10 protein-coding genes and 1 pseudogene are annotated in these 14,131 nt (G+C 66.8%); all 11 read left to right on the top strand.

Annotated elements, in window-relative coordinates; translation table 11 throughout:
- Window positions 1-60: 60 nt before the first annotated feature.
- Window positions 61-1,002: an ABC transporter permease gene (locus tag AC1DC5_RS03185; protein WP_476864175.1), complete on the top strand. Its 942-nt coding sequence runs from the start codon at window positions 61-63 to the stop codon at window positions 1,000-1,002.
- Window positions 999-2,867, top strand: a complete 1,869-nt coding sequence (locus AC1DC5_RS03180) for a dipeptide/oligopeptide/nickel ABC transporter permease/ATP-binding protein (protein WP_476864174.1) — start codon at window positions 999-1,001, stop codon at window positions 2,865-2,867. Before AC1DC5_RS03185 ends, AC1DC5_RS03180 begins: the two co-directional genes overlap by 4 nt.
- Entirely contained in the window at window positions 2,864-3,739 is an 876-nt protein-coding gene (locus AC1DC5_RS03175) for an ATP-binding cassette domain-containing protein (protein ID WP_476864173.1), read from the top strand. The genes AC1DC5_RS03180 and AC1DC5_RS03175 overlap by 4 nt, the downstream gene beginning before the upstream one ends.
- Window positions 3,740-3,817: 78 nt before the next feature.
- A complete protein-coding gene (locus AC1DC5_RS03170) occupies window positions 3,818-4,678 on the top strand; it encodes a sugar phosphate isomerase/epimerase family protein (protein ID WP_441405028.1) in 861 nt (286 codons plus the stop codon).
- Window positions 4,679-4,708: 30 nt separating this feature from the next.
- Entirely contained in the window at window positions 4,709-5,875 is a 1,167-nt protein-coding gene (locus AC1DC5_RS03165) for a Gfo/Idh/MocA family protein (RefSeq protein ID WP_476864172.1), read from the top strand.
- Window positions 5,876-6,028: 153 nt separating this feature from the next.
- The gene (locus tag AC1DC5_RS03160) at window positions 6,029-7,123 is read left to right on the top strand and encodes a LacI family DNA-binding transcriptional regulator (RefSeq protein ID WP_476864171.1); all 1,095 of its coding nucleotides are present in this window, start codon (window positions 6,029-6,031) and stop codon (window positions 7,121-7,123) included.
- A gap of 193 nt (window positions 7,124-7,316) precedes the next feature.
- Complete coding sequence (gene uxaC / locus AC1DC5_RS03155; RefSeq protein WP_476864170.1) at window positions 7,317-8,723, top strand: glucuronate isomerase; 1,407 nt, start codon at window positions 7,317-7,319, stop codon at window positions 8,721-8,723.
- The gene (locus AC1DC5_RS03150) at window positions 8,720-10,138 is read left to right on the top strand and encodes a mannitol dehydrogenase family protein (protein ID WP_476864169.1); all 1,419 of its coding nucleotides are present in this window, start codon (window positions 8,720-8,722) and stop codon (window positions 10,136-10,138) included. The genes uxaC and AC1DC5_RS03150 overlap by 4 nt, the downstream gene beginning before the upstream one ends.
- 210 nt (window positions 10,139-10,348) lie before the next feature.
- The gene (gene uidA, locus AC1DC5_RS03145) at window positions 10,349-12,169 is read left to right on the top strand and encodes a beta-glucuronidase (protein WP_476864168.1); all 1,821 of its coding nucleotides are present in this window, start codon (window positions 10,349-10,351) and stop codon (window positions 12,167-12,169) included.
- A gap of 55 nt (window positions 12,170-12,224) precedes the next feature.
- Window positions 12,225-13,685 carry a glucuronide transporter gene (gene uidB / locus AC1DC5_RS03140; protein WP_476864167.1) on the top strand — a complete coding sequence of 487 codons (1,461 nt, stop codon included), beginning with the start codon at window positions 12,225-12,227 and terminating at the stop codon, window positions 13,683-13,685.
- Window positions 13,686-13,721: 36 nt separating this feature from the next.
- Window positions 13,722-14,131, top strand: a pseudogene (locus AC1DC5_RS03135) (bifunctional D-altronate/D-mannonate dehydratase); the annotation flags it as partial.

The raw sequence follows: 14,131 nt of genomic DNA, 5'->3' as shown, positions 1-14,131 counted from the left end.
TCACCACTGGCGGGCTGCCGGACCAGGCAGTCAATCCATGCCAGTTCAATGGAGCCAGCAATGATCACATTCATCCTCAAACGCCTCGGCAGCGGACTCGTCGTCCTGTTCGCCGTCTCGATCCTCGTCTTTTCCCTTCTTTACGTATCGAGCGGCAGCATTGCACGGAACATCCTGGGCGACCAGGCCACGCCGGAGCAGCTGGCCGTGAAGGAAGCAGAGCTGGGCCTCGACCAGCCCATCATCACGCGCTACCTGAGCTGGCTCACGGGCGCCCTGCAGGGTGACCTTGGAGCATCCTGGTTCACGTCCGAACCCGTGGCCGGCGCGCTCGCCACGCGCATTCCCGTCACCATGACCATGGTGGCCGCCGCCATGATCCTGATCGCCATCATCGCGACACTCCTGGGCGTCGCCGCAGCAGTGAAGCGCGGCTGGGTCGACAGGGTGGTCCAGATCGGCGCCATCATCGGCGACTCCGTCCCCGGATTCGTGATCGGCATCATCCTGGTCACCGTCCTGGCCATCCAGATGGGGCTCTTCCCCGCCACCAGCACCATTTCCCCGGGCGAACCCGCCTCTGCCTGGGTGCTTTCCCTGACGCTTCCGGTGATCGCTTTGCTCATCAACGGAGTCACCGGCGGCGCGCAGCAGATCCGCAGTGCCGTCATCAAGCAGCTCGAACGCGACTACGTCCGCACCCTCCGCAGCCGCGGCATCAAGGAGCGCGAAGTCCTGTTCCGGCATGTCCTGCGCAGCGCCGCTCCGGCGGGGCTCACCGTGCTCAGCCTGCAGCTCATCGGCATGCTCGGCGGCGTGGTCATCATCGAGCAAATCTTTGCCCTGCCCGGCATGGGGCCGCTGGCTGTCGCCGCCACCAGCCAGAGCGACCAGCCGGTGGTCATGGGCGTTGTTATGTACACCGTCGCCGTTGTCATTTTGGTCAACCTGATTGTTGACCTGCTCAACGGCTGGCTCAACCCGAAGGTGCGTGCCTCGTGACCGAGTCCGTCGAAACCTCAGCCCTGACGCCACTGCCCGGAACGACGGGCCAGACCGGAACCGTGGTCCGCTCCACGGTCCTCAAAAGGCTTTTCAAGAACCCGCTCGGGATCGTTGCCATGGCGATCCTGCTGGTGCTGGCACTCATGGCCGTGTTCGCCGATGTGCTGGCACCGTTCGACGAGAACTTCGCCAATATCTCCAAGACCCTCGCCGGCCCGGATTCGGTGAACATCCTGGGCACGGACAGTTCCGGGCGCGACGTCTGGAGCCGGCTGCTGTACGGGGCGCAGCTGACACTCCTGTCCGCGCTGCTGTGCGCCGCCGTCGCGATCGCGATCGGCCTGCCCGCGGGCCTGGTGGCCGGTTATTACGCCGGCAAGTTCGAGGCGGTGTCCAACTGGATCGTCAGCATCCTGATGAGCCTCCCGGGCCTGATCGTGCTGCTGACCATCCGCGCTGCCTTCGGCCCGTCGGTGTGGATCGCCATGATCGCCTTCGGCGTCCTGATCAGCCCCTCCTACTTCCGCCTCACGCGCTCGGCGGTGCAATCGGTCCGCAACGAGCTCTACGTGGATGCCGCCCGCGTGTCCGGGCTTTCGGACCTGAGGATCATCACGCGGCACATCTTCTCCGTGGTCCGCGCCCCCATCATCATCCAGACCGCCGCGATCGCCGGCGTGGCCATCGCGATCCAGTCCGGGCTCGAATTCCTGGGCCTGGGCGACCCCGCGAAGGCAACCTGGGGGGTGATGCTCAGCGAAGGATTCAAGAACGTCTACCTCACGCCGACGCTGCTCTTCTGGCCCGCCTTTGCCATGGCCCTCACCATCGGCGCCCTCGTCCTGCTGGGCAACGCCATCCGTGATGCCCTGGAAGACGGCGAAAAGATCAAGCACCGCAAGAAGCGCGCGACCGCTGGCGCCAACAAAAGCACGACGGGCACGACGCCGGCCCCCGCCGCCGCGCGCCCGGCGCGCAAGACCGTGGCCGCCGTCGACGCCGGCACCGAACACCACCTAGTGAAGGTGACTAATCTCGGCGTCGGCTACCCGCAGGCGGACGGGTCCATCAAAAAGGTCGTGGACGACGTGTCCTTCCACGTGGACCGTGGCGAGATCCTGGGCATCGTGGGTGAATCCGGCTCGGGCAAGTCCCAGACCGCGTTCTCCATCCTGGGCCTGCTCCCGGACAACGCCCGGATTGTGGCCGGCGCCATCCAGTTCGACGGCGGCTACACGGTTGCCCCGGGCGAGGACCGCGTCAGCCAGGAGCGCCTGACCAAACTGCGCGGCAAACGGATTTCCTACATTCCGCAGGAGCCCATGAGCAACCTGGATCCCGCCTTCACCATCGGCTACCAGCTGGTGACGCCCATGGTTCGCGTCCTTCGAATCTCCAAAGCCGAGGCCCGGAAGCGGGCGCTGAAGCTGCTCACGGACGTCGGCATCGTCAACCCGGAACGGACCTTCAACGCCTACCCGCACGAAGTTTCCGGCGGCATGGCCCAGCGCGTGCTGATCGCCGGTGCCATCAGCTGCGAACCGGACCTGGTGATCGCCGACGAACCCACCACCGCTCTGGACGTCACGGTGCAGGCCGACGTGCTGGACCTGCTCCGCGAACTCCAGCAGCGCCTGAACATCGGCGTCATCCTGGTGACCCACAACTTCGGTGTGGTGGCGGACCTCTGCGACCGGGTGGCCGTCATGCAGAACGGCCGGCTCGTGGAGGAAGGACCCGTCCGCGAGATCCTCCGCAACCCGCGCGAACCCTACACACAGACCCTGCTGGCGTCGATGCTGGAAGGCAAGGAACCCATGTCCCCGCTCGTTTCCACCCCGCAGAAGGAGCCCGTCGCATGAGCGCCACCGAAAACGCGCCGCTGCTCACCGTGGACCAGCTGGTGGTCGAGTACCCCGGCAAAGGCTTCAGGGCCAAACCCTTCCGCGCGCTGACGGACATCAACATCACCATCGGCCGCGGCGAGACCCTCGGCCTGGTGGGGGAGTCCGGGTCCGGCAAAACCACCCTGGGCCGTGCCGTGCTGGGCCTCGCGCCGGTCACCGCTGGCCGGATCATGTTCGACGGCAAGGACATCAGCCACGCCAGCCGGAAGGACCGCCGGACCCTGAGCCGGGACCTGCAGGTGGTCTTCCAGGACCCGTACACCTCGCTGAACCCGGCACTGGAAATCGGCGACATCCTCGCCGAGCCCCTCGGCGTGCAGGGCCTGGATCCCGCGGCGGCCAAAAAGAGGGTGAAGGAACTGCTGGACCAGGTGGGCCTTCCGTCCGACGCGATCCACCGGCTGCCGCGCGAATTCAGCGGCGGGCAGCGCCAGCGGGTGGCGATCGCCCGTGCGCTGGCGCTGGCACCGAAACTGATCGTCTGCGACGAGCCCGTGAGCGCACTGGACCTGTCCACCCAGGCCCGGGTGCTGGACCTGTTCCTGCAGATCCAGAAGGACACCGGGGTGTCCTACCTATTTGTCTCCCACGACCTCGACGTCGTCCGGCACATCAGCCACCGCGTGGCCGTGATGTACCACAGCGAAATCGTCGAACAGGGCCCGGCCGGCGTCGTCACCCGGGACCCCGAACACCCATACACTCAGCGGCTGCTGCTGGCCTCCCCGGTGCCGGACCCGGACCGCCAGGAACAGCGCCGGGCCGACAGGCACCGGCTGCTGGAACTCCAGCGGCAGCAGCACGAGCAGGCGGGAGCCCTCGTCTGAGGGTCCCGCCAGCAACCAGCAACCAACAGATGCGACACGCCGGCTTCCTTGCGGAGCCGGCCGAACGGAGGAACCGGAATGGCCAAAATTGGTGTGCAAGCCATGATGCTGCGGGACAGCTTCAAGGACCTCGGGGCGTTTGAGACGCTCCGGAAGGTCAACGCGATCGGCTACAACGCCGTCGAGGTTTCCCAGATCCCCATGACCGCGGCGAATGTGGCGGAGCTGGACCGTTCCCGCAGTGAGCTGGGCATGGACATCGCGGCGTTGTCCGTCGCGATGGAGACCCCCAAGGGCATGCCCGGCGACTCGCTCAAGGACCACTTCGACAAGATCGTCGACGACGCGAAGCGCCTGGACGCGAAGCTCCTGCGGATCGGCATGCTGCCCTTCCCGGCCATGAAGTCGATCAACGCGGTGGTCGATTTCGCCAAGCAGGCCAACGATTATGCCGAGCGCCTGCAGGAGCAGGGCCTCGGCCTGTACTACCACAACCACCACATTGAGTTCGCGAAGTTCGACGGCACCTACATGCTGGACATCATCGCGGCGAACTCCCCGGCCATGGGCATGGAAATCGACGTCCACTGGGTCCAGCGCGGCGGCCTGGACCCGGTCCGCACCCTGGAAAAGTACGCCGGCCGCACCGCCATGGTCCACCTGAAGGACTACCGGATCGGCGAATTGCCGGAGTCCGCCCTGAGCCTCCTGGAAACCGGGGACTTCATGGGCTTCATGGCCGAGTTCAAAAACGTGGTCCAGTTCGCCGAAGTAGGCGAGGGCAACCTGGACTTCCCCGCCATCATCCCGGCCGCCCAGGCGGCCGGTGCCCAGTACCTGCTCGTGGAGCAGGACGAGCTCTACGGCCGGACCGTCTGGGACGCCCTGCAGACCTCGTACGACAACCTCGTGGCCATGGGCCACTCGAACCTTTTCTAGACCACCCCAATAACCACGGAGAATCACCACATGAGCAAGAAAGTACGCCTCGGCATCATCGGTCTGGGCCAGCAGGGCGGCGCCTACGCCAAGTTCATCCAGGACGGAATGGTCCCCAACATGGAGATCGGGGCCATCTGCGACGTCGATCCTGCCAAGAAGGAACTGGCGGCGTCCCAGTACCCCGACGCGCCCTTCTACGACGACTACATCACCATGCTCGAAAGCGGCGACGTCGACGCGGTCGTCACGTGCGTGCCGCACTTCCTGCACCCGGAGATGGGCATCGAAACCCTCAAGCGCAACATCCACGCCCTCGTCGAGAAGCCGGCCGGCGTGTACACCAAGCAGGTCAAGGAACTCAACGAGTTTGCCGCCTCCAAGCCGGAGCTCTCCTTCGCCATTATGTTCAACCAGCGCAACAACCCGCTGTACCAGCGGCTGAAGGAGATCGTGGATGCGGGGGAGATCGGCAGCATCCGCCGCACCAACTGGATCATCACCACCTGGTGGCGGCCGCAGGGGTACTACAACTCCAGCGAATGGCGCGCCACGTGGGGCGGCGAAGGCGGCGGTGTCCTGGTCAACCAGGCCCCGCACCAGCTGGATCTGTGGCAGTGGATCTGCGGTGTTCCCAAGTCGGTGTACGCGAAGGTGGCCTACGGCTTCCGCCGCGACATCGCCGTCGAAGACGAGGTCACGGCGGTGGTGGACTACGGCGACGGCGCCACAGGCGTGTTCGTCACGGCCACCCACGATCTGACGGGCACGGACCGCTTCGAGATCCTGGGCGACCAGGGCAAGATCGTCGTCGAAAATTCCAAGACCGCCACCGTGACCCGCCTGCAGAAGCCCGAGCGGGAACTCAGCGACGGCATGGGCATGGACGATGTCCGGAAGCTCTTTATGGGCGAACTGAACCCGGAGGAGTACTACAGCACCGAGGTCATCGAGTTCGAATCCGTCTGGGGCGGCCAGCACGCCGGCGTCCTGGAGAACTTCGCCGCCAACATCCTGGACGGCACCCCGCTGCTCGCACCGGGATCGGACGGAATCAACGGTGTCCGCCTCGCCAACGCCATCCACCTCTCCAGCTGGACCGGCAAGGAAGTGGGCCTGGACTTCGACGAGGACGTGTTCCTGGCCGAGCTCAACAAGCGGATCGCGGACGAGGGCAAATTCCCCGAACGCTCGTAGCGCAACGCTCCCGAACATTTCGGCGGCGTGAGGCGAACGGTCTCTCACTTTCCTGAGGAGAGTGAGGGACCGTTGGCGTAAAAGGGGCGGAATGTGAGAGATGGTTTGGCAACCGTCCCGCTGTTTGTTGCCGTGCCGCACTACGATGGACCCGTGACTGAACCCAAGACGCCGGACGCCGACGCCACCAAGGCTCCGGCCAAGAAGCACGCCCGCGACGGTAAGTCCAACGCCACCATCTACGACATCGCCAAGGTCGCCGGCGTCAATCCGTCCACGGTGTCCCGGGCGCTCAGCAAGCCGGGCCGGGTCAGCGCCAAGACGCAGAAACTCATCGAGGATGCCGCGGCCGAGCTGAACTACCACGTCAATCCGTTCGCGCGGGCACTGCCCACCGGCCGGACCAACACCTTCGGCCTGATCGTCGCGGACATCACCAACCCCACGTTCTTCGACATCATCCGCGGGGCGGAAACCACGGCCACGGCCCGGGACTACACCCTGGTGCTCGCCGAATCCGCGGAATCCGCGGCCACCGAACTGACCGCCGCCCGGCGGATGATGGCCACCGTGGACGGCCTCATCCTGGCCAGCCCGCGCATGGACGACGACAACATCCGGGCCCTCGCCCGCGACAAACCCGTGGTGGTCATCAACCGCGAGGTCGACGGCGTGCCGTGCGTGGTCCCCGACGTGAACAAGGGCATCAGCGAGGCGGTCCGCAGCCTGGCCGCCAACGGGCACCAGAAGGTTGCCTTCGTGGCCGGGCCTCTGCAGTCCTGGATGTCCGCCCGCCGCTGGGAGGGCGTGCAGGCCGCCTGCGAATGGTCCCGGCTGGACGCCGTGCGGCTGGAATCCAGCAAACCCACGGTCGACGGCGGCCGGCAGGTGGCGCGCGACGTCCGGGCCAGCGGGGCCACGGCCGTGCTGACCTACAACGACCTCCTGGCCATCGGGCTCATGCAGGAACTCCAGGCCGCCGGCATGGTGGTCCCGGACCAGATCAGCATTGTGGGCTTCGACGACATCTTCGGGGCCGACTTCACCACACCCCCGCTGACCACGGTGCGCTCCCCGCTCGGGGAGTGCGGCTCGGGCGCCACCACGCTGCTGCTCGATCTCCTGCACCGAGATCCCCTGCACGGCGATCTCCTGCACGGCGCGGGGGAGCCCGCCGCCACCCTGCGCGTCGAAACGGAACTGGTGCTGCGGGGCTCGAGCGGACGGCTCCTGCCCGCCGGCAAGTAAGCCTGCCGCGTCGAAATCCGCGGCACATTCCGCTTTCTGCTGCATCCCGGGACATCCGCTACCGGGATCCGGTAGCGGATGTCCCGTTCCGGCGCGAAAATCCGTCCGGGGCGCGAAAAACGCACCGACAAATATGTTGGCAATTTATGGCAACCGGTTGACAAGGTGCTGTTGCAGGCCGGACCATTGAGCTATGTCACAGTCGATTGCCGCCAACCCAGACCGGCTCCTGCCCGCGGATCCCGGAACGCGCAGCATTGCGCGCGAGCTCCTGGGCCGGGTCGAGGACCTCCCCATCATTTCCCCGCACGGGCACGTTGACGCCGCCGTCATCGAGCACAACACCCCCTTCCCGGACCCGGCAGCGCTGCTGGTCAGCCCGGACCACTACGTCACCCGGCTGATCCACGCCAGCGGCGTTCCACTGGACCGGCTGCGTGGCTCCAAGACAGCCGAACCCGACTCCCGCACCGTCTGGCAGGAGTTCTGCAATGCCTGGCCGTTGCTGGACGGCACCGCCTCCGGCTACTGGCTCCGCACCCAGTTTGAGAGCGTCTTCGGGCTCCGGGACGAGATCAGCGCCGAGACGGCCGATGCCAGCTACGACGCGATTTCGGCCCGCCTGCTCGAGCCCGGGTTCCGTCCCCGCCAGCTCTTCAAGGACTTCAACATCGAAGTCCTCGCCACCACGGACGACCCCCTGGACAGCCTGGCCAGCCACAAGGCGATCGCCCAGGACCCCACCTTCCACGGCCGTGTCCTGCCGACCTTCCGCCCGGACGCGTACCTGAACATCGCGCACCCCGGCTGGTCCGCGAATGTCGACCGGCTGATCGCGGCTGCGGCCGACGGCGCCACCGGCTATGCCGGCTACCTCACCGCGCTGGAGAACCGGCGTCGTTATTTTGTGGACCACGGCGCGGTCTCCGCCGACCACGGCGTCCGCACACCGGCAACCCTCAAGCTCGACGCCGGAGACGCGGCGAAACTGTTTGACCGCGCCCGCGCCGGCCGCGCCACCGCGCAGGACCGCGACGACTTCGAAGCCCACATGATGTACCAGATGGCCCGGATGTCCGTGGAGGACGGCCTGGTTATGACCATCCACCCGGGGTCCTACCGCAACCACCACGAACCGACGTTCGCCCAGTTCGGCGCGGACACGGGCCACGACATCCCGTTCGCGATCAACTACACCGAGGCCATCCGCCCGGTGCTGCAGGACTTCGGTACCGCGAAGGACTTCCACCTGGTGCTGTTCACCCTGGACGAGACCGTGTTCTCCCGCGAACTCGCACCGCTGGCCGGGTTCTACCCGTCCGTCTACCTCGGTGCGCCGTGGTGGTTCCTCGACGCCCCCGACGCCATGCTGCGCTTCCGCTCCGCCGTCACCGAGACCGCCGGCTTCTCGCGCTCCTCGGGCTTCATCGACGACACCCGCGCGTTCTGCTCCATTCCGGCCCGGCACGATGCGTCCCGCCGGATCGAGGCCTCCTTCCTGGCCCGCCTCGTCGCCGAACACCGGGTCAGCGAGGACCGAGCCCACGAAATCATCGTCGACCTCGTCGACGGCTCCCCCCGAAGGGTCTTCAAACTGTGAGCATCGAACTGCAGGCAAAAGCGGAATCCGCCGTGGAACTTCCCCGGCTCAACCGCGCCCTCCGCCCCTCCGCGAAGGCCCCGGTGCGGATCGTCCACCTGGGCCTGGGCGCCTTCCACCGCTCGCACCAGGCCTGGTACACCCACCAGGCGGGCGACGCCGCGGACTGGGGCATCGCCGCCTTCACCGGACGCCGCCCGGACGCCGCTCTGGCCCTCGCCGAGCAGGACGGCCTGTACACCGTGGTGGAGCGGGGCGACGCGGGGGACTCGTTCGCGACCGTCAGCAGCATTGTGGAGGCCGTGGACGGGGCCGACGTCGGACGGCTCACCGCTCTGGTCGCCGCCCCGGCTACCGCAGTGATCACCCTGACCATCACCGAGGCCGCCTACCGCCTCCGCGCCGACGGCAGCCTGGACACGGGTGCCGCCGACGTCGCCGCCGACCTTGCTCTGCTGGCGTCCGGCAGCGGATACCCGACGACGCCGCTGGGCCGGCTGGTGCTGGCACTCGCCGCCCGCCGGGCCGCCGGGACGGGGCCACTCGCCGTCGTCTGCTGCGACAACCTGTCCAACAACGGCACCGTCGCCCACAACGCCGTCGTGGGCATGGCCGGGGCCTGGGACGCCGGGCTCGCGTCCTGGATCGAGGCGAACGCCAGCTTCGTCAGCACCTCCGTGGACCGGATCACCCCGCGCACCACCGGGGCGGACGTCGAAGCCGTCCAGGCTGCCTGCGGCTACCGCGACAGCTCCCCGGTAGTGGCCGAACCGTTCTCCAACTGGGTCCTCAGCGGCGATTTCCCCGCCGGACGGCCCCGTTGGGAAGACGCCGGGGCCGTCTTCGTCGCGGACATCGAACCGTACGAAAACCGCAAGCTCTGGCTCCTCAACGGCGCCCACTCCCTCCTGGCCTACGCCGGGCAGCTCCGCGGCCACACCACCGTGGCCGAGGCCCTGGCGGATCCGCTGTGCCGGGACGCCGTCGAACGCTTCTGGGACGAGGCCGAAGCCAACCTCCCGGCCGGCGAACTCGGAATCCCCGCCTACCGCGCCGCCCTGCTGGACCGCTTCTCCAACGCCCGGATCGCCCACCACCTGGCCCAGATCGCCATGGATGGCAGCACCAAACTCCGCATGCGTGCCGTGCCGGTGCTGCGGGCCGAACGCGCCCAGGGCAGGACCGGGGCCGCCGCGGCCCGCATGATCGCCGCCTGGATGGACCACACCACCACCGCGGACGAGCTCTCCGACCCGCTGGCCGGCGACGTGGCCGCAGCCAACCGGCTCACCGGCGCCGAGCGGATCCGCGCCTTGCTGGCCCTCGTGGATCCGTCCCTTGCCGCGGACGGACCGGTCGTGGAACTGATTGAAGGCCTGTGCGGAACGTTCGGGGAGCGGGCTGTCTCCCCGTAACGCCCTCCGTGCAAGCGCCGCTGCCCGGCTCCCGATCCCGGGGAGCCGGGCAGCAGCGTTTCACGGATCTTTTCAACAAAATTATGGCAACCGCTTGCCATGTGATTGCCAAGTGATTAGGATTACAACAGGAGCAAAAAACCCGGCCACGCCGCCGGCCCCCCAAAACCTCCCCGGCACTGCCCGCAAAGACGCGATAGGACCTCCCAAATGCTCAAGCCACAGGCCAACGAAACCCGCGAAATTATCAACCTCGATGGCCTGTACCGGTTCAAGGTGGACTTCGAACGGGCCGGCCACCGGGATGAATGGTTCAAGGCGCCGCTCGAATCAACACTGGAAATGGGAGTTCCCGCCAGCTACAACGACGTCTTCCCGGACAAGGCCATCCGTGACCACGTCGGCTACGTCTGGTACCAGCGCGACGTGCGCGTTCCCCGCGGCTGGGCAGGGGAGCGGATCCACGTCCGCCTCGACTCCGCCACGCACGAGGGGATGGTGTGGGTGGACGATGTCCTCGTCGCCCAGCACACCGGCGGCTACATGCCGTTCAGCGCCGACATCACCGACCACGTGGCCCCCGGCCAGGCGTTCCGCCTCACCGTCGCCGTGAACAACGAGCTCACCCAGGCCACCATCCCCCCGGGCAGCATCACCGTCACCGAGGACGGCCGCCGCCAGCAGAGCTACCTGCACGATTTCTACAACTACGCCGGACTGCACCGCAGCCTCTGGCTCTTCAGCACCCCCGCGGTGACCGTGGATGACATCACCGTCGTGACCGGCTTCGACGGGACCACCGGGAGCGTCGACTACACCATCGTCACCGCGGGCGGCACGGGCAGCGAAACGGTGACCGTCTCGCTCAGCGATGCCGACGGCGTCGAAGTCGCCCGCGCGGACGGCGCCAACGGCGCGCTGGTGATCGACGACGTCGTGCTCTGGAAGCCCGGCGCCGCCTACCTGTACAGCCTGACCGCCGAAATCCACGACGGCGGCACGCTGCTGGACACGTACACGCTGCCCGTCGGCGTCCGTACCGTAGAAATCAGCGGCAAGGAATTCCTCATCAACGGGGAGCCGTTCTACTTCACCGGCTTCGGTATGCACGAGGACCACGTCACGGTCGGCAAGGGCCACAGCAACGCCCAGATGGTCAACGATTTCCAGCTCCTGGACTGGGTGGGCGCAAACTCCTTCCGGACCTCGCACTACCCGTACGCCGAGGAGGTCATGGAGTTCGCGGACCGCCACGGGATCGTGGTGATCGACGAAACCGCCGCCGTGGGGCTGCACCTGGGCTTCGGTGCCGTCTTCGGCGGCATCGCCAAGAAGACCTACGTCGACGGCGGAGTGGACGCGAACACCGCCGCCAACCACCGGCAGGCCATCTCCGAGCTCGTGGCCCGGGACAAGAACCACCCGTCCGTGGTGATCTGGTCCATCGCCAACGAACCCAACGGTTCCGAGGAAGGTGCCCGCGAGTACTTCCAGCCGCTGGTGGAACTCACCCGCGAGCTGGACGCCACCCGCCCCGTGGGCTACGTCAACGTCATGTTCGACACCCCGAACAAGGAACTGCTGGGCGACCTCTTCGACGTCATCATGCTCAACCGTTACTACGGTTGGTACCTGAACAACGGGGACCTCGAAACGGCGGAGGCCGTCCTGGAGAAGGAACTCCGGGAATGGGAAGCCAAGTACGGCAAGCCCATGATCATGACCGAGTACGGCCCGGACACCATGCCCGGGTTCCACTCCATCTACGAACAGCCCTGGAGCGAGGAATACCAGGCCGCCTTCCTGGCCATGTACCACCGCGTCTTTGACCGCGTGGACGCCATGGTGGGCGAGCAGGTCTGGAACTTCGCCGACTTCCAGACGTCCAACGGCATCATGCGCGTGGACGGCAACAAGAAGGGCGTCTTCACCCGCGACCGTCGGCCCAAGCCCGCCGCGTTCGCCCTGCGCCAGCGCTGGACCGCGCTCGCCGGCACCAAGAACGGCAGCACGAAGAGCGTCACCCCCTAAGCGTTTTCACCATTTTGCCGGCCCCAGGGGCGGCCCCGGGTAAAGGAGCCCACATATGAAAAAGCTCAGCAAGTTAAGCATCGTCGGCTATGGCGCCGGCGACGCTGCCAACAACCTCGCCTTCACCACCGCCACCATGTTCCTGCTCGTGTACTACACGGACGTGGCCGGGATCTCCGCCGCCGCCGCCGGCACCCTGCTGCTCACGGTCAGGATCTTCGACGCCTTCGCCGACGTCTTCGCCGGCCGGGTGGTGGACCGAACGTTCAGCAAGCGCTTTGGCAAGTTCCGGCCGTTCATCATGTTCGGGTCCATCCCGCTGCTCCTGCTCAGCGTGGCAACCTTCTCCATCCCGGAGCTCGGCGAGTCCGGCACCCTCCTCTACGCCTACGTCACGTACGCCGCCCTCGGCCTGGCCTACAGCCTCGTCAACATCCCCTACGGATCCCTGGCCGGCGCCATGACGCAGGATCCGGGCGAGCGGGCAAAGCTGGGCTCCGCCCGCATGATCGGCGCGCTGCTGGTGGGTTCCGCCCTCGGCATCTTCGTGGCACCGCTCATCAAGCCCGGCGCCGACCTTCAGGCAACCTTCACCACCATCACCCTGGCCTTCGTGGTGATCGGTGCTGCCCTCTACTTCTTCACCGTCCTGACTGCCAAGGAGCGTGTGCACCGGGCCGTCCCGAACGTCACGTTCAAACAAAGCATGGACACGCTCAAAGGCAACAAACCCCTCCTGATGCTCTGCCTGAGCTCCTTCTTCTTCCTCTCGGGCTACCTCGCCCTGACCTCGGTCCAGCTGTTCTACCTGCGCGACGTCCTGGGCCGCCTGGACCTGTACCCGGTCCTGTCCATCACGCAGCTGGTCCTCACCTTCGTGCTGGCCGGGTTCATGCCCCGGCTGGTCCGGAGCCTCGGTAAGAAGCGCGTGTACATCTACTCCTCCCTGGTGACGGTGGTCGGCGGAATCATCGTTTTCCTCGCCCCGGCCAGCCAGGTCTGGATCGGATTCACCGGCCTCGTCGTGAGCCTCGTCGGTGTCCTGGCCGTGAACATCGTGGTGTGGGCGCTGGAAGCCGACACCGTGGAATACGGCGAATGGAAAACCGGTGTGCGCACAGAGGGCATCACGTACGCACTCTTCTCCTTCACCCGCAAAACCGGCCAGGCCGTGGGCGGAGCACTCGCCGCGTACGCACTGGCCCTGGGCGGCTACAAGTCCGGCGCCGTGCAGACCGCGGAAGCCGTGTTCGGAATCCAGGTCGCAGCCGGCGCCATTCCGGCCGTGCTGACCATCGTGGCCGTAGCCGTGATGTCCAAGTACAGGCTCACGGATGACAGGCACGCGGAGATCCTCGCGGACATCCGGTCCCGCCGCGAAAGCGGCACCGAGACCGCCGACGGCGCGTCCGACGGCGCGTCCGACGGCGCGTCCGACGGCGCGTCAGACGGCGCCGCCGGCGGAACATCCGACGTCGAACCGGCCGCCAAACCGCTGACGACCACCACCAACTAACCCCCACCAGCTACGACTGAAAGAGCCATTCAGACCATGAAAATCATTGCTGCTGAAGTCTTTGTGACCAGCCCTTCCCGGAACTTTGTGACCTTGCGGATCACCACGGAGGATGGTGTGACGGGGATCGGGGATGCGACGCTGAACGGGCGTGAGCTCGCGGTCGCGGCGTATTTGAAGGAGCATGTTGCGCAGTTGCTGGTCGGTAAGGATCCGCACCGGATCGAGGACACGTGGCAGTTCCTGTACCGGTCCTCGTACTGGCGCCGGGGTCCGGTGACGATGGCCGCGATCGCGGCGGTGGACATGGCGTTGTGGGACATCAAGGGCAAGGTCGCCGGGATGCCGGTGTACCAGTTGTTGGGCGGGGCGTCGCGGAACGGGCTGCGCGCGTACGGGCATGCCTCGGGCGCGGACCTGCCCTCGCTCTTCGATTCGGTCCGGGA

Source organism: Arthrobacter sp. 10L424 (genome assembly GCF_056395325.1).
Note: the sequence above shows the minus strand (reverse complement) of the source record. Positions and strands in the feature narration are given on the sequence as shown.

What these genes read in the sequence shown, in the direction of transcription:
- AC1DC5_RS03165 (WP_476864172.1), top strand. Translation starts at nt 4,709, where the DNA reads ATGAGCAAGAAAGTACGCCTCGGCATCATCGGTCTGGGCCAGCAGGGC.
- uxaC (WP_476864170.1), top strand. Translation starts at nt 7,317, where the DNA reads ATGTCACAGTCGATTGCCGCCAACCCAGACCGGCTCCTGCCCGCGGAT.
- AC1DC5_RS03185 (WP_476864175.1), top strand. Translation starts at nt 61, where the DNA reads ATGATCACATTCATCCTCAAACGCCTCGGCAGCGGACTCGTCGTCCTG.
- AC1DC5_RS03175 (WP_476864173.1), top strand. Translation starts at nt 2,864, where the DNA reads ATGAGCGCCACCGAAAACGCGCCGCTGCTCACCGTGGACCAGCTGGTG.
- AC1DC5_RS03170 (WP_441405028.1), top strand. Translation starts at nt 3,818, where the DNA reads ATGGCCAAAATTGGTGTGCAAGCCATGATGCTGCGGGACAGCTTCAAG.
- uidA (WP_476864168.1), top strand. Translation starts at nt 10,349, where the DNA reads ATGCTCAAGCCACAGGCCAACGAAACCCGCGAAATTATCAACCTCGAT.
- uidB (WP_476864167.1), top strand. Translation starts at nt 12,225, where the DNA reads ATGAAAAAGCTCAGCAAGTTAAGCATCGTCGGCTATGGCGCCGGCGAC.